19 protein-coding genes and 1 pseudogene are annotated in these 23,560 nt (G+C 64.1%); 11 read left to right on the top strand and 9 right to left on the bottom strand.

Translation table 11 applies throughout. The features are described from left to right. The first annotated feature begins 52 nt into the window (after positions 1-52). Entirely contained in the window at positions 53-421 is a 369-nt protein-coding gene (locus tag EN874_RS27795) for a YciI family protein (RefSeq protein WP_127427935.1), read from the top strand. Between the two features lie 19 nt (positions 422-440). Here the strand turns inward: EN874_RS27795 and EN874_RS27790 are convergent, their stop codons facing one another. Continuing rightward, the gene (locus tag EN874_RS27790; protein WP_127427934.1) at positions 441-680 is read right to left on the bottom strand and encodes a hypothetical protein; all 240 of its coding nucleotides are present in this window, start codon (positions 678-680) and stop codon (positions 441-443) included. 171 nt (positions 681-851) lie between these two features. Between EN874_RS27790 and EN874_RS27785 the strand changes: the two genes are divergently transcribed. Beyond that, positions 852-2,876, top strand: a complete 2,025-nt coding sequence (locus EN874_RS27785; protein WP_127427933.1) for a BTAD domain-containing putative transcriptional regulator — start codon at positions 852-854, stop codon at positions 2,874-2,876. A gap of 20 nt (positions 2,877-2,896) precedes the next feature. On the opposite strand, the gene EN874_RS27780 is transcribed toward EN874_RS27785, so the two are convergent. Continuing rightward, on the bottom strand, positions 2,897-4,378 hold the full coding sequence (locus EN874_RS27780) for an aspartate aminotransferase family protein (RefSeq protein WP_127427932.1): 1,482 nt from the start codon (positions 4,376-4,378) through the stop codon (positions 2,897-2,899). A 96-nt stretch (positions 4,379-4,474) separates the two neighbouring features. Then, on the bottom strand, positions 4,475-5,560 hold the full coding sequence (locus EN874_RS27775; RefSeq protein ID WP_127427931.1) for a pyridoxal-phosphate dependent enzyme: 1,086 nt from the start codon (positions 5,558-5,560) through the stop codon (positions 4,475-4,477). A gap of 212 nt (positions 5,561-5,772) precedes the next feature. Here EN874_RS27775 and EN874_RS27770 point away from each other — a divergent pair, with 212 nt between their 5' ends. Then, positions 5,773-7,797 (top strand): transcriptional regulator, encoded by a 2,025-nt coding sequence (locus EN874_RS27770; protein ID WP_168247646.1) that lies wholly within the window; start codon positions 5,773-5,775, stop codon positions 7,795-7,797. Between the two features lie 12 nt (positions 7,798-7,809). Here the strand turns inward: EN874_RS27770 and EN874_RS27765 are convergent, their stop codons facing one another. From EN874_RS27765 to EN874_RS27740, 6 genes are all read right to left on the bottom strand, one after another. Then, the gene (locus EN874_RS27765; RefSeq protein ID WP_127427929.1) at positions 7,810-8,847 is read right to left on the bottom strand and encodes an MBL fold metallo-hydrolase; all 1,038 of its coding nucleotides are present in this window, start codon (positions 8,845-8,847) and stop codon (positions 7,810-7,812) included. Between the two features lie 188 nt (positions 8,848-9,035). Beyond that, positions 9,036-10,772, bottom strand: a complete 1,737-nt coding sequence (locus EN874_RS27760; RefSeq protein WP_127427928.1) for an autotransporter outer membrane beta-barrel domain-containing protein — start codon at positions 10,770-10,772, stop codon at positions 9,036-9,038. Next, positions 10,730-11,065, bottom strand: a complete 336-nt coding sequence (locus tag EN874_RS27755) for a hypothetical protein (RefSeq protein ID WP_127427927.1) — start codon at positions 11,063-11,065, stop codon at positions 10,730-10,732. Before EN874_RS27755 ends, EN874_RS27760 begins: the two co-directional genes overlap by 43 nt. 202 nt (positions 11,066-11,267) lie before the next feature. Continuing rightward, positions 11,268-12,449 (bottom strand): choline ABC transporter ATP-binding protein, encoded by a 1,182-nt coding sequence (gene choV / locus EN874_RS27750; RefSeq protein WP_127427926.1) that lies wholly within the window; start codon positions 12,447-12,449, stop codon positions 11,268-11,270. Continuing rightward, complete coding sequence (choW, locus tag EN874_RS27745; protein ID WP_126087992.1) at positions 12,446-13,300, bottom strand: choline ABC transporter permease subunit; 855 nt, start codon at positions 13,298-13,300, stop codon at positions 12,446-12,448. Before choW ends, choV begins: the two co-directional genes overlap by 4 nt. A 119-nt stretch (positions 13,301-13,419) precedes the next feature. After that, complete coding sequence (locus tag EN874_RS27740) at positions 13,420-14,355, bottom strand: choline ABC transporter substrate-binding protein (protein ID WP_127427925.1); 936 nt, start codon at positions 14,353-14,355, stop codon at positions 13,420-13,422. Positions 14,356-14,583: 228 nt separating this feature from the next. On the opposite strand from EN874_RS27740, the gene EN874_RS27735 reads away from it, so the two are divergent. From EN874_RS27735 to EN874_RS27700, 8 genes and pseudogenes are all read left to right on the top strand, one after another. Then, on the top strand, positions 14,584-15,195 hold the full coding sequence (locus EN874_RS27735) for a thymidine kinase (RefSeq protein ID WP_127427924.1): 612 nt from the start codon (positions 14,584-14,586) through the stop codon (positions 15,193-15,195). Positions 15,196-15,636: 441 nt separating this feature from the next. After that, positions 15,637-16,725 carry a hypothetical protein gene (locus tag EN874_RS27730; RefSeq protein ID WP_126087987.1) on the top strand — a complete coding sequence of 363 codons (1,089 nt, stop codon included), beginning with the start codon at positions 15,637-15,639 and terminating at the stop codon, positions 16,723-16,725. 31 nt (positions 16,726-16,756) lie between these two features. Beyond that, entirely contained in the window at positions 16,757-17,905 is a 1,149-nt protein-coding gene (locus EN874_RS27725; protein WP_127427923.1) for a hypothetical protein, read from the top strand. A gap of 22 nt (positions 17,906-17,927) precedes the next feature. Beyond that, positions 17,928-19,832, top strand: coding sequence for an AAA family ATPase (locus tag EN874_RS27720; RefSeq protein WP_127427922.1), 1,905 nt, complete (start codon positions 17,928-17,930; stop codon positions 19,830-19,832). Positions 19,833-19,893: 61 nt separating this feature from the next. After that, positions 19,894-20,306, top strand: a pseudogene (locus EN874_RS27715) (DUF559 domain-containing protein). 64 nt (positions 20,307-20,370) lie between these two features. Beyond that, the gene (locus tag EN874_RS27710) at positions 20,371-21,669 is read left to right on the top strand and encodes a DUF6638 family protein (RefSeq protein ID WP_127427921.1); all 1,299 of its coding nucleotides are present in this window, start codon (positions 20,371-20,373) and stop codon (positions 21,667-21,669) included. Between the two features lie 118 nt (positions 21,670-21,787). Next, positions 21,788-22,912: a DUF2333 family protein gene (locus EN874_RS27705; protein ID WP_127427920.1), complete on the top strand. Its 1,125-nt coding sequence runs from the start codon at positions 21,788-21,790 to the stop codon at positions 22,910-22,912. A gap of 314 nt (positions 22,913-23,226) precedes the next feature. Beyond that, positions 23,227-23,560: formate--tetrahydrofolate ligase (locus EN874_RS27700; protein WP_135882247.1), on the top strand; the 334-nt coding region annotated here is incomplete at its 3' end.

The following is a 23,560-nucleotide window of genomic DNA, read 5'->3' as shown; positions in this document are numbered from 1 at the left end:
GCGAAGCAAAAATCGATTCCGATTTTCGGGGTCATGCACGAGGAACCGAACCATGTTCTACGCGATCCTTGCCTATCACGTCGAAGAGACCGTCCAGTCTTGGACATCCGAGGAGGATGCAGCCCTGATGAAGGATCTGCTCGAGATCAACGGCAGGCTGACCCGCGCCGGCAAGCTGGGGCCGGCGGCAAGGCTGGACGGGACCGGGAAAGCCGTCACGCTGCGCGGCCCGGGCGACGGCATGGTGATCGACGGTCCCTTTGCCGAGACCAAGGAGCAGTTGCTCGGCCTCTATGTGCTGGATTGCGCAGACCAGGACGAGGCGGTAGCGGTGGCGCGCGACCTCAGGCGCGTCAATCCCACCGCCGTCTACGAGATCCGGCCGATCATGCTCTATCTGCCGGGCGCACCGCTGGCCTGATTTCCGGGAAAAGGGGGGTTCACCGCAGCGGGCGATGGCCTGCGGTGCGGCCGCCGCGAGCCGCAATGTCGGCGGGGGCTTCGTCGGCCGGATAGCCGAAATCCTTCAGTTCAGGCATCGACAGGCTGGCCAAAGCCCTGCGCTGCGCGGCGTCCTGGTAGCGGCGCCGGACCCCGGCGAAGATCGTGGTGATATTGGCGGCGAGCGCGCCGGCAAGGCGGGTGGTCGGCTGAAAGGTCCTTATGCTGATGTAGGTCATTGTCATTCTCCCTCGTTTCGAACTCACGAGGGCAATGTCCCATCGGCACGCTTTGCCAGTGTTTATCCAGGCGTGAAACCGCTGGAAAAACCGCGGATCGGAGCGCTAATTCGCCGTTAAGTCGGCGGCGGGACGTGATAATGTGCCCGGGGCTTTTTCACGGGGGCCGGAGTGCACATCCGATTGCTTGGCGGCATCGAGGTTGTCTCCGCAGGCGGACAACCTCTGCATTTTGCGACGCGCAAGACGTCGCTGCTCTTTGCCGCGTTGGTTCTGGCCGGCCCCAAGGGCCTTCGCCGCGACAGGGTGGCGGCGATGCTGTGGGCCGGCAGTGGCGAGCAGCAGGCGCGAAACAGCCTGCGCCAGGCCCTGGTCGACATCAGGCGGCTGTTTCCGTCCACGGGCGACGAGGCCATTCGCATCGAAGGCAATGCCGATACCATCTGGCTGGCGGCGAATGCCGACGAGGCCGACATCTGGGCTTTCGACCGAAGCTGCAAGGACGATGATGGCACGAGCCTCGCGGCAGCGGCCGACCTCTACCGGGGCGAGCTCCTCGACGGGCTGTCTTTCCCCGGCGAGATCGATGAATGGCTTGCGCCGCTTCGGGCGAGCTACACCCGCAAGGCGCTGGACCTTGCCGAGCGGCTGAGCCTCCGGCGTGAGCTGGATTCGCATGAGGAACGGGCCTGCGAAAGGCTGGCCGAATGTCTGGTGACGCTCGACCCATGCGCCGAGGAGGCCCACCGCGCCCTGATCCGCATCTTTCGCCGCCGCGGCAAGACCAACGATGCCTTCCGCCAGTTCCTGGCCTGCAGGGAAGCGCTGAAGCGCGAGCTCGGCGTTGAGCCCGAAGAAGCGACGCGGACGCTGGCCGAATCTGTCGAAGGGCCCAATATAGAGCGCCTGAAAGCGCCGGGAGCCGATGGCGGGACGCCCGAGGTCGAACTGTCCCATCTGGAAGTGACGACGGAGCCGCCGCGTCCGGCAGTCTCGGTGCCGGAAAAGCCGTCGATCGCCGTCCTGCCGTTCCAGAACATGAGCGGCGACGCCGAGCAGGACTATTTCACCGACGGCGTCGTCGAGGAGATCACGACGGCGCTGTCGCATGTGAACTGGCTGTTTGTGATCGCGCGCAATTCCGCCTTCGCCTACAAGGGCCAGGCGGTCGACGTCACCCGCGTGGCGCGCGAGCTCGGGGTCCGCTACGTGCTGGAGGGCAGCGTCCGCAAGGCCGGCAGCCGGCTGCGCGTGGCGGGCCAGCTCATCGAGGCGGCGGCGGGGGTGAGTCTGTGGGCCGACCGCTTCGAAGGCGACGTCTCGGAGGTGTTCGAATTGCAGGACCTCGTCGCCTCCAGCGTCATCGGCGCGATTTCGCCCAGGCTCGAACAGGCCGAGATGGCGCGCGCCAAGCGCAAGCCCACCGAAAGCCTCGACGCCTACGACCACTACCTGCGCGGCATGGCGAGCCTTTACCGCTGGACGAGGGAGGGGCAGGAGGAGGCGCTGCCGCAGTTCTACAAGGCCATCCAGCTCGACCCCGATTTTGCCGCCGCGCAAGGCGCTGCCGCCTGGTGCTATTTCTGGCGGATGGCGAATGGCTGGATGACCGACCGGCTGAAGGAGACCGTCGAGGTCTCCCGGCTGGTCGGCAACGTCGCCATCGCCGGCCAGGATGACGCCGTGGCGCTGGCCTTCAGCGGCCTGGCGCTGGGCTACGTCATCGGCGACTACGAGGCCGGTTCGGCACTGGCCGACCGCGCGCTGATGCTGAACCCGAACTGCGCAGCCGCCTGGAGCGCCAGCGGCTGCCTCAAGGCCTGCCACGACGACCCGGACATCGCCATCGAGCACATGTCGCGGGCAAGGCGGCTAAGCCCGCTCGATCCGTTGACCTTCTTCATGCAGTCCTTCACCGCCTTCGCCCATTTCGTCGCCGGCCGCTACGACGCCGCATGGCCGGTCGCCGAAGCGGCTTCGCGCGCGCAGCCTTACTATCTCACCGGCCTCCGCGTGGCGGCCGCCAGCGACGCCATGGCCGGCAGGCTGGATGCCGCGAGCAAGCACATAGCGCACTCGCTGGCGCTCGACCCGGAACTGACGCTTTCCAACCTCAAGCACCGGGTGGGACAGATCAGGCCGGATTATTTCGCCAGATATGTCGAGGCGCTGCGGCTGGCCGGCCTGCCCGAATAGCAGAATTTGGGACACTCTCTTCAATCCGGTAGCGTCGCGGCTTCGATTTCCTTTCCGATGCGAAGCGTTTCGCGCACCAGGAGATCGAGGTCCTCGCGGCGCGTCCGGTGGTTGGTGATCGCGACCCTCAGGCAGTGCTGGCCGCGCACGGTGGTGTCCGACAGGGCGGCGATGCCCTCTTCCTGCAGCCTGAGCATGATCTCGGTGTTGAGGGCCTTGAGCCGCTCCTCGGATGCAGCTTCAAGGCGATGGCGGAAGCAAACGATGTTGATGGTGGTCGGTGCCGTCAGCTCGAGCGCCGGCTCCGCCTCGATCAGCCCGGTGAGATGAGCGGCCTGGGCGATGTTCTGGTCGATGAGCCGTCCGAACTTCTCGACGCCGTGCTCCCTCAGCGCCATCCAGATTTTCAGCGCGCGAAAGCCGCGCGAGGTCTGCAGGCCGTAGTCGTGCAGCCATTGCCCGGAAGCGAGGCCCCGCGGCGTCGATTCCAGATATTCGGGCGTGACGGCGAAGGTGTTCCGGTGGGCGGAGGCATCGCGAACCAGCGCGCAGCCCGCCTCGAACGGCGCGTGCAGCCACTTGTGCGGATCGAGCGAGACGGAATGCGCCTGCTCGATGCCGGCCACAAGCGCTCTGTTTTGAGGCGCGATTGCAATCAGCGCGCCGATGCAGCCGTCGACATGGAACCAGAGGTCTTCCTCCGCCGCCAGCGCGGCCAGCGCCTGCAGGTCGTCGACTGCGCCGGTGTTGACGGTGCCGGCGGTGCCGATCACGCAGGCGGGCTTGAAACCCGCCGCGCGATCCTCGGCGATGGCCGCCTTGAGCGCAGCAATATCGATGCGCAGGCCCGCATCGGTCGGAATCCGCCGCAGCGCCCGGTTGCCGAGGCCGAGCGCTTCCATCGCCTTGCGGTGGCAGGAATGGACCTGGTCCGAGGCGTAGAAGCGCAGCGGCCGTGGGATCGCCCCGACGCCCCTTTCGCGAACATCGACGCCCGCCTTGACATTGCGCGCCACGGTCAGCCCGATGATGTTGGCCATCGAGCCGCCGCTGACCAGCGTGCCGCTGGCCGAGGTTGGAAAGCCGATCATCTCCTTGCACCAGTCGACCACCTGGCTGTCCATGCGCCCGGCGGCATGGTTGCCGCCGCCGAGATTCGAGCCCTGGATCGCCGCCAGGAAATCGCCGAGCGCGCCGGTGAAATTGCTCGAGCCCATATACCAGGACCAGAAACGCGGATGGACGTTGCCCATCGGGTAGGCCATCACGTTGCGGGCGACGTCGCCATAGACATCGGCAATCGATGTCGGCTCGCGCGGCAACGGCGCCGCAAAGAAGGCGCGGACCTCGTTGGGCATCTCGCACCACACCGGGCGGTCCCGGACATCCCTGAGGTAACCGATGGCGTCGTCGACGACCCGGTGCGACAGCGCCTGCACATCGGTCCAGTCCGGCGGATCGAGGGTTTCTTCCATCACCGTCGTTTCCTGCAAGCTGTCCATCCGCTTCTCCCCAAAAAGGCACGCGACCATTGGGTGGCGTGCGAAATCGTCGAGCGGCGCCGCCATCCGGACGGATAGCAGCGCCTCGCGTTGTCTTCAGGCCTCGAACTGGCAGCTCGGCGTCGAGCGCGACAGCGCCATCTCCTCGGCGTCCATCTCCGCCTCGATGCCGTCGAAGAGCGGCGTCGACATGTAGCGCTCGCCGGTGTCGGGCAGCATGCACAGGATCACCGAACCGGCCGGAGCGGTTCCGGCGATCTGGCGCGCCACGGCGAAGGTGGCGCCGCCGGAGATGCCGGTGAAGATGCCTTCCTGCTGCGCCAGCGCCTTCGCCCATTTGATGCCTTCCGGACCGGGGATCGGCACCACTTGGTCATAGTAGCGCCGGTCGATCGCCTCCTGCAGCACGTTGGGGATGAAATCCGGCGTCCAGCCCTGGATCGGATGCGGCTCGAAGGCCGGATGACTGGCGGCCGGTGCGCCGCCGACCCCACGCTCCTGTCCCTTGCCGCTGCCGATCAGCTGGGCGTTCGCAGGCTCGGCAAGCACGATGCGGACATCCGGCCGCTCGCGGCGCAGCACCCGGCCGACACCGGCGACCGTGCCGCCGGTGCCATAGCCGGTGACCAGCACGTCGAGCCTGGAGCCCGCGAAATCGTTGATGATCTCGCGCGCCGTCGTCGCCTCATGGATGGCGGCATTGGCTTCGGTCTCGAACTGGCGGGCCAGGAACCAGCCATTGGCTTCGGCGAGTTCCACCGCCTTCTTGTACATCCCGAAACCCTTCTGGGCGCGCGGCGTCAGCACCACCTTGGCGCCCAGCATGCGCATCAGCTTGCGGCGCTCGACGGAGAAGCTGTCGGCCATCGTCACCACCAGGGGATAGCCTTTCTGCGCGCAGACCATGGCAAGGCCGATGCCGGTGTTGCCGCTGGTCGCCTCGACCACCGTCTGGCCGGGCTTCAGCTTGCCGCTGCGCTCGCCTTCCTCGATGATGTTGAGCGCCAGCCGGTCCTTCACCGAGGCTGCTGGATTGAAGAATTCGGCCTTCACATAGATCGTCGCGTGCGCCGGGCCGAGATTGTTGATGCGGATGACCGGCGTGTCGCCGACCGTGTCCAGAATGCTGTCGAACAGCCGGCCGCGGCCGGCAGTGGTCCTGATTTTCAACTGCTGCAACATGGGCTTTTCTCCTCGGTATCTCACGTGCCGGTTACAGACCGGCGACTTCGGCGGCGCGGTTTCGACACCTTGCCGCGCTAGGATGCTGAACCAGCCGCAAATGCGGCAACGGCGCATTCCGGCACGGAATGGGGCTGCCGGATGCTTCCTGTCGTCTTTGGTGATAGAACATGGACCAGCTGGTCAGCGTTGGAGAGAGCGTGGAAATTTACGTGGAATCCACCCGATCGAGCCTGAACGACACCACCCCCGGCCTGTCCCTGCGACTGCTTGGGCAACTGACGATTACCCGTGATGGCGAGCCGGTCAGGTTGCCGTCCTCGCGCAAGCTGCGCGCGCTGCTTGCCTATCTGGCGCTCGCGCCGCATCCCGTCAGCCGCAGCCGGCTCTGCGAGCTTTTGTGGGATGTTCCCAATGATCCGCGGGGTGAGCTTCGCTGGTGCCTCAGCAAGCTGCGCGGCGCGCTCGACGAACCGGGTCTGCACAGGATCGAGACCAAGGGCGACACCGTGGCGCTTCGTCTTGCCGATACGAACGTCGATGCCCTCGAAGCCGCCGCCGCCGTCGCCGAAGGGATCGAGACGCTTGGCCTCGGGCGCCTTCGCGCGCTTGCGCCGCTCTTCGCCGGCGAATTCCTAGACGGGCTCGAGCTCGATCGGAGCCCGCATTTCACCAGCTGGCTCACCGCGCAGCGCCGCCGTTTCAATTCATGCCATGTCGCCGTCCTGGAGCACATCATCGCCCTTCTCCCGCAGGGGGCCGATGACGCCGGTGCCTATCTGGACAAATGGCTGGAGCTGGCGCCGTTCGACGGGCGCGCGCATGTGGCGCTGCTGGAGAACCTTGCGCGGCGCGGCCAGATCGGCGCCGGCGAGGAACATCTGGCCACCGCGGCGGAGCTTTTTCACTCGGAAGAGCTGGATTTCACCCCTTTGCGCGAGGCATGGCACGAGATTAGGGCCCGGAACGCCAGCGCGACGCCGTGCGCGCGGTCCGGGCCGGGTTTTGTGGCCCCGCAACCGCCGATCGTTGCCGTCGAAGACGAACGCGAAGCGTTGCGCCGGGCCTCGCTGGCGGTGATGCCGTTCGCGGAAAGCACCGCCAATTTTCGCGGCGGGCTTGCCGATGGCCTGACCCACGACATCATCACGCGCCTCGCCAAGCTTCGCGATTTCTTCGTCATCGCACGCGGATCGGTCTTCGCACTGGCCGAGAAGGACATCGCGCCGGAGGATGCGGGGCGCAGGCTCAATGTCGACTATGTGGCGACGGGCTCGGTCCGCAGCCTTTCGGGCAGGGTGATCGTCTCGGTCGAGCTAGTCGAGGTCCGCACCGCGCGGATCGTCTGGGCCGAAACCTTCGAGCACAGGCCGGACGAAATCTTTGTCGTCATCGACGATATCGGCAACAGCATTGTCTCCTCGATCGCCGCCGAGATCGCGACCGTCGAGCGAAACCGGGCAATGCTGAAGGCGCCGAACTCGCTCAATGCCTGGGAAGCCTATCATCGCGGCCTCTGGCACATGTACCGCTTCACCCGTCAGGAAAACGAGCTGGCGCAGCAATTCTTCAACGACGCCCTGAAGCTCGACCCGACTTTCGCCCGCGCCTATGCCGGGCTTTCCTTCACCCATTGGCAAAATGCCTTCCAGCGTTGGGGCGATCGCGACCGGCAGACGGCACTGGCTTTCGAAGCCGCCGGCCACAGCCTTTTGGTCGACGACCGCAATCCCGCGGCTCACTGGGCGATGGGGCGCGCCTTGTGGCTGCGCGGCGACCAGGACGGCTCGCTGCTCGAGCTGGCAAAGGCCGTCGACCTCAGTCCGAACTTCGCGCTCGGCCACTATGCGCTGTCCTTCGTCCACTCGCAGTCGGGCGATCCGCAGTCGGCGATCGGCTCATCCGATCACTCGCGCCATCTCAGCCCCTTCGATCCGCTGCTGTTCGGCATGATGGGCGCGCGCGCCATGGCCCATGCCCGGCTGGGTGAATACAACGAGGCCGCCGAATGGGCGCTCAAGGCGGCAGCAAGGCCCAATGCCCATGTCATCATCCTGGCGATTGCGGCGCATTGCCTGGCGCTGGCCGACCGGCAGGACGAGGCGCGGACCTTTGCCGCGGCGATCCGCACCACATGGCCTGACTATCGGGCCGACGATTTCATCGCCACCTTCCGCTTCGACCGGGACGGCGAGGCCCTGTTCCGCAGGGGCGCGAAGCTCATCGGGCTGCACTGAGTCTGCTCTGCGTCAATGCACGAGCGGGCCGCTGGCCTTCCGCCACGCATCCATGCCGCCCTGGATGTGGCGGGCGCTCGGTATTCCGACATCCTGCGCGGCCTGCACGGCCATCGCCGAGCGCTCGCCGAAGGCGCAGTAGAACAGGATCTGCCTGGCTGTCGATTTCGCCAGCTCATGCAGCATGCCGCCGACGGCGATGTTCTCCTGCAGCCGCGCATAAGGCAGATGGATCGCGCCGGGGATGACCCCGTGGCGCTCCCGTTCCGACTGCTCGCGCAGATCGATCAGCGCCACGTCGGGCCGGCCGACCAGCGCCAGCGCCTGTTCCGCCGTCACCGACCAGCCGCGGCTGGCGATATCATCCTGGTGCAGCCCCACCCGCATGTTGGCGGGCACGGCAACATCCATCATCTTCGGATTGGACAGCTTGAGATTGTTCATGATGTCGACATATTCGTCCACCGACTTCACCTGCAGGCGCGGATTGAAGGCCTTTTCCTCACCGATCGTCGACACGGTCTCGCCCTTGTAGTCGTGCGCCGGGAAGATCAGCGTCTCGTCGGGAAGCTTGAGCAGGCGGCCGAAGATCGATTCATATTGCTGGCGCGGATCGCCGTTCTGGAAGTCGGTGCGGCCGGTGCCGCGGATGAGCAGCGTATCGCCGGTGAAGACCCGGTCGGGCAGGATGAAGCTGTAGGAATCGTCGGTGTGGCCAGGCGTATAGATGACGTCGAGCGCCAACCCTTCGATGGCGAGTTTGTCGCCGTCGGCAAGCCGCATCGAGACGACATCGGCCTTGGTCTGTTCGCCCATCACGGTGATGCAATGCGTCTTGTCGCGCAACGCCCCGAGCCCGGTGATGTGGTCGGCATGGAGATGTGTGTCCACCGCCTTGACCAGCCTGAGGTCGAGCTCGTTGACGAGTTGCAGGTAGCGCTCGACCTTCTCTAGCACCGGATCGATGATCAGCGCTTCGCCGCCGCGGCGGCTGGCGAGCAGGTAAGAATAGGTGCCCGAAACGGAATCGAAAAGCTGACGGAAGATCATGGCCACATACCCCGCTGCATTTTCGCACCGCCGGGCACTGTCCGCGCGGTCGCGGCAATATCCTACCGCAGAGACCCGCTGGAGCGGAATGGATTTCGAAAAATATGTTCCAGGAGCCGGGCCCTCCCTGTAGCCACGGAGCGACAGTCCCCAAATCGTAAGCAGGCGCCGGAGTTTGTCGAGCCTCGTCAAAAAGCCTTGCGGAGGCGAGCCCGGCCCCGGACAGTGAAGGCGTTGTCGCTCCCGTAACCGGCCTCGAAGCCGGCATTCAGGGTCATGCCGGCACCGACCTCCGCCGCGACGTCCGCGCCGGCGAAGCCGCGAAACACCGCCTTTCTGCCGCCGGCGGCAAAAGAGATGTCCTGGCCGAGCAGCGTCGCCGACAGCTCGTCGCTATCTTGCGCGATCGCGTCGATCCCGGCACGGAGGGTGGTTTGCCAAGTCTGGCTCGGCGTGCTGACGGGCGCCAAAGCCAGGGCGAGTTGGCCACGCGCCTCGAACACGTTGACGTCGCGCCCCGAGACGGCGAGATCGCCGTCCGAGCCGGTCTCCGAGTAGTCGTCGAGGATGAGCACCACGTAACGCAGCCGCAGGCTGGGTATCAGCGTGCCGGCCATGACCGGCATACGCGTGCCGAGCGTCACCGACGGGCTGAGGAAGACGCCGTTGAAATCGGCTCGCGCTGTCTCGACGCCGCCGAGCGCCAGGTTGTTCGCGACACGGCGGCGGCTCCGCTCCTGGAGCACCCCGGCAACGAATGCCGCCTCGGCAAAACGCGCTCCTCCGTCATAGCCCAGATAGCCGCCCGCAAATACGCCGCGATGGACGATTTCCTGCGCGTCGTCGTCGACCTCGGTCGATCCGGCAGCGCCTCCCAGCAGCACGCCACCCAGGAAGCCGTCGCCCGAGCGCCTTTCAGCGCCGGCGACCACGCCGCCCAGCGCCTCGCTGAACCCGGCCGACGCGCCGGAACCGCCCTGGGAGCGTATCGCGCCAAATGTGGAGATCCAGGCGTCTGGACCGTTATGCGGCGCAAGCACGTCGCCGCCCGGGGTGGGCATGCGCGCCTCGACGGCGCCGACTATGCCGTCGACAATATCTTCGACCAGTGGCGCGCTGCTCGCAAACCCGCTGGTGTCGACCACCGCCACGCTGTTGCCGCTCGTCACGAATGGCCTGCCGCCGGTCAGGATGGTTTGCGGCGGCCCGCTTCCGACGAAGCTCATGACAGCGTTCAGCGCGGGGCCGAATGTAACGGTGTTGCCGCCGCCGGAAAAGGCGATAGGTCCCTGGATGGCCGTGCCGCCCAAAAGGTTCAGCGTGGCTCCAGGCGCGCCGAAATAGATTGCCGCGCTCTGGTCGCTGAAGACGCGGCCAGAGTTGGTGATGACCGAATTGTCGCCCAGCGCCGCGATGCCCACGGCGCTCGCACCGTCGACGACGACCGAACCGGAATTGGTGATCGCCGCATTGCCGGACAGGGTACCGATACCTGTCGCGCCCGTGCCGGAAACGCCGACGGTGCCGCTGTTGACGATTGCAACGTCGTTGCCGCTGGCGCCGATGCCAATGGAAGCCAGCCCCGACACGGCAATCGACCCGGTATTGTCCACCCGCAGGCCGTCGTTCTGCCAGACGATCCCGGCGGCGGCGATACCAAAAGCTTCGATCGAGCCGCTGTTGGAAATCCTCAGGTCCGGTCCGGCGCCGATGATGCCCGCGGCGGCCGCGCCGGCAACGCCGATGAAGCCGCGGTTGTCGATACGCCCGCCGGGCGCATCGCTGATGATGCCGTATGTGGCGACCCCCAGCGCCTCGATCGCACCGTTGTTGACGATGTCCGCGTTCCCGCCCTCGGACAGGATGCCGATGGAGGCATCGCCTATCGCCAGGATGGTCCCGTCGTTGAGAATCGCCGCGTCCAAGCCTGCGAATTGACGTTGATGGCGCCGCCCGACGTTTCAACCAGACCGTGGTTGTTGAACCTCTGGGCCGGGCCGAACATCCGCACGGCATCGATACCGGCGCCAGATGTCTCGATGGCTCCCGTTGCACTGACAGCGCCGGTGTCGCCGGCGCCGGTCATCGTCTGCTGGCCGGCAGTCACGCCATTGCCGATGACAAAACTCTGCGAGCGCGCCGCGCCCCTTTCAAGCGAGACCGCGGCGAGAATTGACAGCGCAACCGCGCCGGAAAGCCCAGCATGCGACGTCGGCATCCCCCTCGCATGGGCACGCAACTAGCGGACTCTGCGCCCGACGGAAGCGAAAAACAAGCCGGAGGCGACGTGCCCGCGCTGGCGCAATTTCCAGAAAAACTGTGAAGCCGGTTTTTCCGTTCGGAATGGCGCCAGAACCGGGAGACAGAGCGGTTCATCATTTCGATGAAACCGCGCTATCGGTCGGCGTGGGCGAAAATGCCTACCGCCTGAGCACCGCGCTCAGCACGTCCCGGATGCCGATCGCGCCGACGAAGCGCGAGCCTTCGTCGAACAGCGCCACCGGAGCCGTCTGCGAGCGGTGCATGGCCAGCATCACCGTCTTCAGCGACGTGCCGGGATTGGCCCAGAACACTTGCGCCCCCTCCTCCGGCTGGCGCTCGACATCGGCGCACGACACCCACACCGCCGGCTTGCCGTCGCGTTCGGCCGCCGCCACCAGGCCGTGCTCGTCGATCTTGAAGCGCGTCGTCTTGCGCCGGTCGAGCCAGACCCAGCCGTTCTCGCCGTGTTCGAGGTCGCGCCGGTCGCGCATCACGTTCCACGCCGTCAGCACCGACAGAGGATTCACATTGGCGATGAAGTCGCGGACATAGTCGTTGGCAGGCCTGAGCACGATGTCTTCCGGCGCGCCTGTCTGGACGATGCGCCCGCCTTCCATGATCGTGATGTGGCTGCCGATCTTCAGCGCCTCCTCGAGGTCGTGGCTGACGAAGATGATGGTCTTCTTCAGTTCCGCCTGGAGTAGCAGAAGCTCGTCCTGCAGCTTGGTGCGGATCAGCGGATCGAGCGCCGAGAACGGCTCATCCATCAACAGGATCGGCGCCTCGGTGGCGAAGGCGCGTGCCAGGCCGACGCGCTGCTGCATGCCGCCCGAAAGCTCATGCGCGTATTTCTTCGACCACTGGTCGAGATGGACGAGCTGAAGCTGCTTCCTGACCCGCTCCTTGCGCTCGGCCTCCGGCACGCCGGCGAGCTCGAGGCCGAAGCCGACATTCTCTTCCACCGTGCGCCAGGGCAGCAGGCCGAATTGCTGAAACACCATCGCCACCTGCTTCTGCCGCAGCCGCCGCAAGGTCGCCTCGTCGCAGGTGACGACGTCGACCGTGCGGTCGCCGTCCTTCACCAGCACCTGGCCGCGCGACACCACGTTCAGCCGATTGACGGCCCTGAGCAAGGTCGACTTGCCGGAACCGGAAAGGCCCATCAGCACCGAGATCTCGCCCTCATGGATCGTCAGGCTGGCATCCGCGCAGCCCAGCACATTGCCGGTCTTTTCGAGGATCTCGGCGCGGGTGGCGCCCTGGTCGATCAGCGCCAGCGAGCCCGCCTGATCGGCGCCGAAGACGATATCGACATTCTTGAAATCGACGGCGACGGTCATTTTTTGCCTCCAACGCCAATGCGGGTCATTCGGTCGAGCACGATGGCCAGCACGACGATGCCAAGGCCGGCCTCGAGCCCGAGGTCGATCCGGCGCGAGCCGAGCGCGCGGTTGATTTCAGTGCCGAGGCCGCCGGCACCGATCAGGGCCGCGAACACCACCATCGACAGTGACAGCATGATCGACTGAGTCAGGCCCGCCATTATGGTGGGCAAGGCTGAAGGTAGCTCGACCTTCCAGAGAAGTTGTCTTTTGGTGGCGCCGAACGCCTCACCTGCCTCGACGATCGATTTCGGCACTGAGGTGACGCCGAGATGCGTGAGACGAACCGGGGTCGGAATGACGAAGATGATGGTGACGATGAGGCCGGGGGCGTTGCCAAGCCCGAACAGCGTCAGCACCGGGATCAGGTAGACGAAGGTGGGCAGAGTCTGCATCAGGTCGAGCACCGGCAGCATGAAGCGGTAGACCTTCGGCTTGTGCGCGGCCCAGATGCCGAGCGGAACGCCGATCGCCATCGAGGCGGCGGCGGCCGCAACCACCAACACCAGAGTCTCCACGGTCTGCTTCCACAGGTTCTGGTTGATGATGAAGATGAGGCCGATGAAGACGCCGACGGCGAGCGGGCGCGAGCGCTGCAGGAACCAGGCTATGACGGCAACGACCAGCGCCAGCAGGACCGGCGGCACCACCAATAAGAGGTCCACCGCCCCGTCGAGGATGAAGTTCAGGCCATTGGAGAAGGCTCTGAAAATGGTGTCGAAATTGTCGGTGAGGAAACCGAAGAAGGCCTTGCCCCACGGACCTATGGGGATCTTGTAGGCGACCAGGAATTTCGAAATCGGATCCATCTTTCCCCTCTCTGGCCTTCGCCATTTTTGGCGGACGGTCGTCTTCTCAGCATATGAAAAAGGGCAGCCTTTTCCAGTGGCTGCCCTTTTCCGGAGATCATGCCGGACTCAAAGCTTGCTTAGCTCCCGAGCGCGGTCTTGACGGCCGCCGCCGCGTCGCCGCCGTCGAAAGTGGTCACGCCGGCGATCCAGGGCGCGATCGCGTCCGGATGCTTCTTCAGCCAGTCGGTGGCGACTGTCTGGGCGTCGCCGCCCTTCAGGATCGCATCCATCATCTCGCCTTCCATGTCGAGATTGAACTTCAGGTTGGCGATGAACTTGCCGGCGTTCGGGCATTCGGTGGTGTAGCCCTTGCGCACGTTGGTGTAGACGGTCGCGGCGCCGAAGCCGCTGTCGCCCATGCCGTCGAGATAGGTGATCTTCATGGCGCCCATCACCGGATGCGGCGTCCAGCCGAGGAAGGCGATCCACTCGTTGTTCTTCATCGACTGCTCGGCCTGCGTCAGCATGCCGGCCTCCGACGACTCGACCAGCTCGAACCCTTCGAGATTGTCCTTCGGGTTCTTGATCATGTCGAGGATGATGCGGTTGCCGTCATTGCCGGCCTCGATGCCGTAGATCTTGCCGTCGAATTTGTCCTTGAACTTGCCGAGATCGGTCAGCGTCTTGACGCCGGCGTCCGCGACATAGGTCGGCACGACGATGCCGTAGCCGGCACCGGTCAGGTTGGTGCTCACCGTCTCGACCGAGCCGTCGGCGGTATAGTCCTTGATGTCATTGGTCATCGACGGCATCCAGTTGCCGAGGAAGACGTCGAGGTCCTTGTTCTTCAGCGACGCATAGGTCACCGGCACCGAAAGCTGGATCGTCTGCGGCTCGTAGCCGAGCGCGGTGAGCAGCACCGAGGCCAGCCCCGTCGTTGCCTGGATGTCGGTCCAGCCGACATCGGACAGACGCACGGCCTTGCAACTCGCCGGATCGCCGGCATAGGCGGCGGTCGTGGATAGAAGCGCCGCCAGGCCGAGGCCGGCGACGAAAGATTTCATACGCGACATTAACTTTCTCCCATTGCAATTCGAGGCGGCGCGAAGTCACGGTTCTTGCGACCGCCTTGTTTCGTCAGCCAAACACCATTTTGATGTGGTTTCAAGCGGCGCCACATCACGAACAACGGCGCGCGCTGGCCATTCAGCGACATAGCGCGCTTTCCGGTGGGCCCGCTTTTTTGGTGGAAGGAGCCGGCGACCCCTCCCCGCGCCGCGGCAATTGAGCTTAAAGACCGTATGGCCAAGCTCTACTTCAACTACGCAACGATGAATGCCGGCAAGACGACGATGCTCCTGCAGGCGTCCTACAACTATCGCGAACGCGGCATGACGACGATGCTGTTCGTCGCCGGCCATTATCGCAAGGGCGACAGCGGACTGATCTCGTCGCGCATCGGGCTGGAGGCCGAGGCCGAGATGTTCCGCGACGGCGATGATCTCTATGCCCGCGTCGCCGAGCATCACGAGCACACCACCGTGCATTGCGTCTTCGTCGACGAGGCGCAGTTCCTCGAGGAGGAGCAGGTCTGGCAGCTCGCCCGCATCGCCGACCGGCTGAACATCCCGGTCATGTGCTACGGCCTGCGCACCGATTTCCAGGGCAAGCTGTTTTCCGGCTCGCGCGCCCTGCTTGCCATAGCCGACGACCTGCGCGAGGTGCGCACCATCTGCCGCTGCGGCCGTAAGGCGACGATGGTCGTGCGCCTCGGTCCCGACGGCAAGGTGGCGAGGCAGGGCGAGCAGGTGGCGATCGGCAAGGACGTCTATGTCTCGCTCTGCCGCCGGCACTGGGAAGAGGAGATGGGCCGGGCCGCGCCCGATGACTTCATCGGCTTTACGGGCAATTGAACAGAGAGCCTGCCGACGACAATGCGATAACCTTCTTGCGAATGCGCCGCTTCATGCTTGCCTTTGTCACGGCGCGCGCCTGTCTTCCGCACTCAGCGACGCGGGCCGGCTGTACGCGGCAGGCATCGCCTGACGGGTCGAGCCGTTGGCCGGTTGGCGATCGGCTGATCTGGCGACGATCCGCCACAAGAGATTTTGCTGCGCCATTCCAGCGACGCACCTCGTTCGCAAAAACAATAGCTTAATGCGTATCAGCTAAAGCTGCCCGAAGGCGAGGAGCATTACTCGCGCCATGCGCATGCTTGCCTTTTCTTTCAAGGGCCTAACCAATTCTTTTGTTTTGGCGCCTCGCCTTGTCTTCCTTCTTTCAATCCCTTGAGGCCCCACATATATTCGCCGCCACGTGCGACACGAAACCGGATGCCGAAGCGGGAGGCCCCTATGGCGACATTGCAGAATTTCGATGCCGAAATTGCCAAGACCAAGCAGGTCGTTGAGGACATGCGCACCAAGATCGAGCAATCTGGCACCGTGCTCGACACGCTCGCCCAGGCCGACAAGAAGATTGGCGACGCCAATTTCGACATCGAGAACGCCCGCATCGAGGATGTGCTGAAGCAGCAGAAGGTGATGGAAGGCAATATCGCCGACCTGATCATCGGGCTGGAGGACGCCACCAATGTGTTCGGCGCCGAATTCGAGAGCATGAAGAATTACACCGGCTGGGAAAACTTCGTCGGCGTGTTCTCGGCGCAGCGCAAGCAGCGCATGCGCACCGACCGCGTGCGCAACATGTCGCTGGCGGGCAATCTGCAGGAGCTGCTGGCGAAATCCGACACCATCGTCGGCATCCTGAAAGCCCAGAAGCAGATCCTCGACCAGCGTTACAAGACCTCCGAAACCAGCCTGTCGCAGGTGATCGAGCGCCGCAAGGCCACAATGTCCAATCTGGAGACGGTGCAGAAGCGCATCGAGGAGCTCAATCCGATGCTGCTCGACATCGAGAACAAGATCGCCGCCTCGACCAGCCAGAAGGAGCGCACCCAGCTCGAGGGCGAGCGTTCGAAGCTGGCGACCGAATACAACGAGAAGCAGGCCAAGGAGCAAGAGCTGCTGGCCGAAAGCCAGACGCTGGAGCGCTACACCTCGATGTTCCAGACGTTCGTGGACTCTCTCAACAACCAGATCGCCGCGCAGTCGACGCTGATCAACAAGCTGACCATCGACACCGAGCAGCGTATCGTCCTCTACAAGGCGCTGGAAGACTCGCTGAAGACCGCCGCCCAGCAGGACGTCGCCCACAAGATCAACACGCTGGGCAGCCAGGTCGACAACACGGCCGAAGAGACGATGGCCGGCATCGGCGCCGCCTCGCAGAAGCACATCGGCGATCTCTTGGAGATGCACGAGAAGAACATGGTGGCCAGCGCCGACATCCAGCGCCGCAAGAAGCTTGCCGACGACGCCTTCGCCCGTCGCTTCGACGAAGTGATGAAGAAGCACAATTCCGCCAACTACGTGCAGTCGTAGGCGGCGTGCGGGCATTCTTCAGGGCAGTGCCATGACACCTGAAAATGAAGCGGCGGCGCGCTACTTCTCCGCCATCACCGCGGCGCTGAGCGGGTTGGAAGTGTTCATGCGCGACGACCGCTCGCCGCTCTACCGGCATGGCATCGTCGCCAGGATCGTCGCCGAATACATCGCCCGGCTGGACAAGTCCTTCGCCTGCTGGCGCAACCGGCTGGGCTTCATGGATACGTTCCGCATCTCGCGCGCCGACAGCGGCTATCCCGTCTTCCAGAACCTGCTCGAGCTGGAGAACGACCGCCGCCAGGCCGATAGCCGCCTGGCCAACATTCCCCAGGCCGGCGAGCTGCGCGAGGAGATGGCCGACTTCATCCTTCGCCATAAGGAATTGCCCGCCGCACTCCAGAAGTCGATGGCCGAGCGGCTCTATCTGGAGGACGTCAAGAGCAAGGCGACCTTCGGTCCCTTCATCCTGGCGCAGACGGCCAAGGTCTCGGTCAATCCGAAGACCATGCGACCTTACTATCTCGTCCACTGGGCCGCGTTCGACGGCAGCGCCAACCTGCCGCTGGTCTACATGGTGACGGTCGAGGACTCTTCCGAGAGCATGGTGCGCCAGCTCGTCGACGACAGTACCGGCAAGCTGAACGAACGCGTCGACATTCCGCTCCCGGTCGACGGCCTGCTCAACCCCGAGCTTGCCCACCGCTTCGACGATTTCACAGAGAAGAATTCGGCCTACACGCTGTCGCCGGCGACCATCGCGGTCAATCTCGACAAGGATTTCGAGCCGCTGCATCCCAAGCAGCTCCGCCGCGTCGTGCTCGGTCCTTTTTACTCGGCCGGCATCACCGAGAACAATTCGACGGTGACCGAGGTGCTGGCCAAGGTGCGCAAGCCGGAGAATGCCTGGCTGCTCACCTGGACCATCCAGGAAGTCTTTTCCAAGTCCGAGAAGCCCGGCCGCAAGGCCCTGTTCTCCAGCGAGAAGGCGACGCAGGAATTCTTCATCAACACCGACGACCTCGAAGCGGCGCGCCAGGGCGTCTCGAGCTACGAGAACCATGCGCTGATCCCGCACGAGGCCTACCAGGCGCTCTATGCCGCCGGCGAGGCGCAGAAGATCTTTTCCGGCTACAAGGTCCACATCTTGTCCAACGGGCAGGTCATCAGCGACGTCTGATTTCAACCGCGGAGCATCCTTCATGGACACCGGGCTGACCACGATCTCGGAAGCGGCAATCGAAAAGCACCGCGCCACCGCGCAGAGCTTCATCACCCGCATCGTCGTGCTGGAGGATCCGTCGCGCGAATCCGGCACCGCCCTTGCCGGCACCAACCGCCGCTTCGTCTCGACCGTCTCGGTCGGCTCGGTGCGCCGCACGCGCGAGGTCGAGCTCACGAAGACGGTTCAAGCCATCCATCCCGACGACCAGTTGCTGACCATTCCCCAGCACACGCTTTTGTTCCGCGCCCGCCGCGGCCTGGCGATCGCGCTTGCCATAGCCGATGTCTTCGCCGAGGGGTCCGACCTCGAAAGCCTGCAGGCCAAGAACGCTCGCGCCCCGCTAGAAGGCGACGAGGCTGCGACCTTCAAGAAGCTTTTGTCGGCATCGGCCTATGTTTCCGCCTTCAGCTTCGCCTCCTATCTCTTCCAGCTGATCGACAGCGACGGTGAAGCGCCGAACGACAGTCCGGAACCCGACTTCCTGTTCGACACGCCGCAGGACGCGGTGAAGTCGATCGTGGCCGGCCTCGACAAGGCGATTGCCGGCTCGAAGGACGATGGCGACCTGATGACGCGGGCGCGCGCCTTCGCCCGCGTGGCCATCGACGGGCTCTTGACGCGAAAAGGCCGCTTCGACGGCATCGGCGCGTTCGAGAACGCGCATATCCGCATCGACGTCGACGACTTCACCCTCGACGGTTTCGACGTCGCGCCCGGCAAGCGTTCCAAGCCGTTGGTGATGACCTTCAAGAAACCGGAAGAGGTCGTCGGCAACCACATCGCCAAATTCCAGTCGGTCAGGCTGGCCAAGATGCTGATGGCCTATGATTTCGAACGCGAGCTGAACCCCTTCGTCGAGCTCGGCGGCTTCCTGTTCACCTTCATCGGCGACGGCGCCCCCGGCACCGGCAAGACGACGCTGATCCAGATGATCGCCGGCCTCGTCAACGGCTATTGCCAGGTCGCCGGCTATCCTTTCGCCTACGAGAATTTCGGCGTCGACCAGATCTCATCCTACCAGGGCAAGTCCGGGCAGAACTGCCGCCAGTTCATCAACAACGTGCTCAACCCGCGCGCCATCGGTTTCGGCACCATCGACGACATCGACCAGGTGGCGGCGCGACGCTCCGACGACCGCGCCTCGGCCGGCCAGCAGGAAATCACCGGCGTCCTGATGGACGCTTTTGCCGGAGCCTCCACCGTGGTGCGCGGCAATTGCTCCTTCGGCATGTTCTCCAACTATCCCGAGAACGTCGACGATGCGCTGCGGCAGCGCGCCGGCGCCCGCTGGCTGGTCGACGGGCCGCAGACCCGCGACGACTACATCGACATCTTCGTGCTGCTCGCCGGCAAGAACCACAAGATCCCGCTCGGCGATCATGAGCTCTATGCCGCGCAGGAGATCCAGCGTGCCGTGGCCGAAGCCTATGAGGAGCACGAGAAGCCGCAGGAAGACGGGCTGATAAAGGTCTATGAGCGCTATATGAAGGAGAACGGCGCGCCGAAGACCATGGCCGATATCGGCACCTATCTGCACATGATCAAGGACGCCGAGCCGCGCTTCACCGGCCGCGCCATCAAGAACGTCACCGACGCCATCAAGATGCGCGCCATGGACATCGAGCTGCCGGACGACTGGTTCGAGAAGCCTGAAGCCTTCATGCACAAGAGCTACGATGACAAGAAGGCGATGATCGAGGAACTGCGCGGGCCGTTTTCGATGGACATGGTCATGCAGGAGATCAACCGCTACGCCGATTCCGAATTCCGCTATTCCGACAAGTCCGACGACGCCGCGGTGGAGAAGCTCCTGCGCGACGCACGGCTCCGCGAACGCGCCACGCGCGAGATGGAGGAGCTGAAGAAGAAGGGCCTGTGGTGATCTTTTCCTTCTCCCCGTTCACGGGGAGAATGTGCCCGAAGGGCGGATGAGGGGCAGCGCCATGCGTGGAAGAAATGAGCCGAAAGTAGCGAGGGCCGTGAGCTTCGGAAGGTTGAAAACGATGCCGAGCAACGGCTGTGGCATGAATTGCGAGGATGGCGATTGAACGGCTACAAATTTGTTCGCCAACTGGCGATTGGCCCCTATTTCGCAGATTTCGCTTGCCGTGAAGACAATCTGGTCGTGGAGGTCGACGGCAGCCAGCATGCCGGTCGATCCCGAGATCGATACAGGGACGAGACGATGAATGCTAATAGTTGGTCGGTGTTGAGGGTTTGGCATGCGGATGTTCTGACCAGCCTCGCGAGTGTGTTGGAGACAATCATAGCAGCCCTGGATGGTAGGCTGGACCGCAAGATGATTGGTATCGATGCGAAATTTCTGCCGGCTGCGACGCTGGAGGAAAAATCATGAGCGTCGGCGCCGCCCCTCATCCGCCCTTCGGGCACCTTCTCCCCGTGAACGGGGAGAAGGAATAATGGCCAAAAAGCCCGACCTTCTGCGCGACAACGAGCTGATCTATGGTCGCCTGCTTGCGGTCGACGAGCCGCATCTCATCCAGCGCTACAACAAGGCGCTTGTCGCCTTCGGCCTTGAACCTACCAAGCTGAAGAGCTTCCAGATCGACCGCACGGGCTTCTCGCCGGAAGTCGCGGAGGAGTGCGGCGACTACGACTATCTCGACCCCAACGAGGTCAACCGCCGCTTCATCATCCTGACGCCGTCGCAGATCGACCTGCCGGTGGTGCACACCGCCTTCTCCAACACCTCGCAGCTGATGTTCGAGTTCATGTCCAAGAACCAGCGCGCCATCGACGCGCTGACCATCAAGGACGTCATCTACGGCGAGATCGAGGACTCCGTCCCCAAGGTCAACGACATCGAGGACCTGCTGTCGATCAACCAGGTCGAGTTCAAGGTGCTGTCGGCCGAGGATGTGCTGGGCAAGGCGGCCGAGCTCGGCAAGCTGGTCGACCGGCTGAAGCAGGAGCCCGACGCCTGGCGCGACGACGCCATGCTCGAGCGCATGGTCGATCTCGCCAAGATCTGCGGCGACATCCGCGAGAACGCGCTGGTGCCCGACCAGGTGATCTTCCGCCACAACGCCTACTGGACCAGCCATTTCGGCGGGCTCTACGTCTTCGTCGACCCCGACATGACGACGGTGATCTCCGATCCGGCAGCGCCTGGTTTCCGCCGCTCGCGGCCTTGGCAGGTGAGCTATCTGTCGATCAACGACGCCGACAAGGTGTTCCGCTTCCTGGCGGGAACCGGCCGCCTCGACCTGCCGCGCGCCTCCTGGATCGAAGCTTCGGGCTATCTCGAGCATCGCGCCGAGATGGTGGTGCGGGCGCTGATCCGCGACGCCGAGCCCAACCGCAACCTGACGGACGTCGACAAGGTCTGGCTGCAGACCTGGATCCACGGCCATGCCGACCTGATCGCCAGCGACGGCAACTTCCCCTTCCTCAACGCCGCAAAGCGCGAGATCGCCCAGTTCGGCCACCTGAAGCTGGAAGATGTGCCGCCGCGCCAGCGCTTCCTGGTGGTGCGCGCCAAGCCCGACCATCCCGATGCCTGGCTCACCAACCAGCTGATCTCGGATTTCGTGCCGCAGGACTTCGTCTCGCGCTACGTCTTCAACAAACCGGGCTTCTACAAGGACTTCGACGGCTTCAGCGACGCCTGGCGATCGCATGTTGTGGACGTTCTGAAAACCACATATTTGAAGGACAAGGCGGTGTTCCGCGCGCGCCTTTACGGCTTGACTGACTAGAGCAATTCCAGGAAAAGTGTGGGCGGTTTTCCGTCCGGAATTGCGCCAAAACAAAGGGTTAGGGCAGATCGCCGTTTCCCTTGAAACGGTGAACTGCTCTAAGGGGGTGAAGAGAGCCATGCTTGATCCGATCGTGAACTTCTTCATCCGGATTTTCCAATGGATCGGCCGTGGCACCGGCTTCGTCGTCGGCATTGTTCTCTGGCCATTCATGTGGGTCGGCCGCTGGTACGGCCAGCGCGGCTGGATCCTGAAGGCGGTGGTCGGGCTTACCCTTCTGGTGCTGATCGGCCTCTACGCCAATTTCTTCTACGCCACCCAGTGGTGGAACAATTTCGACCCCAACTATCCGGACAAATACACCTTCGAGAAGCGGAACGTTTCGGCCGGCGAGCAGGTTTCGGCCGGCGCCGGCACCGACACCGCCAAGACCTGCGGCAACTCGGCGATCGCCCAGGTGGCGGCCGATCTGACGGACTTCAACGTCAATCAGAACGCCTGGGTCTCCTCGATGATCCTCTACAAGCTCGGCTTGTTCGGCATCGACTGGGACCACACGCCGTGGATGGACAACAAGGCTTCCTTCCAGCGCGGCATCAACCAGGCGGTACGCCGCACCGCGACGGAGCTTGCCGACAATCTCGGCCGCGTGCGCACGACCTCGCAGATCGACGGCGACCTGCAGGATGCGCGCGGCAATCTGCAGTTCGATGAATACACCTGGTATTTCGGCTTGAACCCGTTCGGCCCGAAGACGCCGACGCCGAGCTATTACCGCGACGCGGTGCGCAAGCTGCGCTCCTTCAATGCTCGCCTTGCTACCTGCCAGGCGACGTTCGATGCCCGTGCCGACAACCTGAAGCAGTACATCGACCGCATCTCTTCCGACATCGGCTCGACCTCGGCGATCCTCAAGGAGCGAGCCGAGAACCACAATGACGGCTGGTTCGACTTCCGCGCCGACGACCGCTTCTGGTTCGCCTATGGCCAGCTCTACGGCTATTACGGCCTGATGAAGGGCGCTCAGGCCGATTTCGACGACGTGATCAAGGAAAAGCACCTGCAGAACCTGTGGGACACGATGGACGCGCAGTTCGTCTCCGCGCTGCGCATCCAGCCCTTCATCATCGCCAACGGCCGTGAGGACGGCTGGCTCCTGCCGACGCATCTGACGACCATGGGCTTCTATATCCTGCGCGTGCGCTCCAACATGGTCGAAATCAGCAACGTGCTCAGCCAGTAGCACTGCCGTCAGCGCCGGGCGCTGGCGGATTTGCGCCGTCGCCTCTGTCGCATTCGGTGCATTGCGCGGCTGTTTTGGGACGGCGGAGCGACACTCGCTCTGGCTTCTATACGGCGCAACGACCGGGCGCCGAAGACGCTGGAAAGGTCGGCCGGGAGCAGCAATATCTTTCTTCGCAGGAAACAATGTTGCATGAAAATTGACGCGGCGGCATCGATAGGGTTAGAACATGCCCTCGCCTCCGCGCGACATTTCGAACATGCACCAATGATCGAACCCCTACCCTCCACCGCCCAATCCAGAGGAAAGCCGTCATGGCCGAAGTGAAGTCCGACATCGAGATCGCGCGCGCAGCCAAGAAGAAACCGATCCAGGAGATCGGCGCCAAGATCGGCATCCCCAACGAGCACCTTTTGCCCTACGGCCACGACAAGGCGAAGGTCTCGGCCGAGTTCATCAAGTCGGTGAAGGGCAACAAGGACGGCAAGCTGATCCTGGTCACCGCCATCAACCCGACGCCGGCCGGCGAAGGCAAGACGACCACCACCGTCGGCCTCGGCGACGGTCTGAACCGCATCGGCAAGAAGGCGATCGTGTGCATCCGCGAAGCCTCGCTCGGCCCGAACTTCGGCATGAAGGGCGGCGCCG

This window comes from Mesorhizobium sp. M1D.F.Ca.ET.231.01.1.1 (genome assembly GCF_003999155.2).
Taxonomy (GTDB): domain Bacteria; phylum Pseudomonadota; class Alphaproteobacteria; order Rhizobiales; family Rhizobiaceae; genus Mesorhizobium.
Note: the sequence above shows the minus strand (reverse complement) of the source record. Positions and strands in the feature narration are given on the sequence as shown.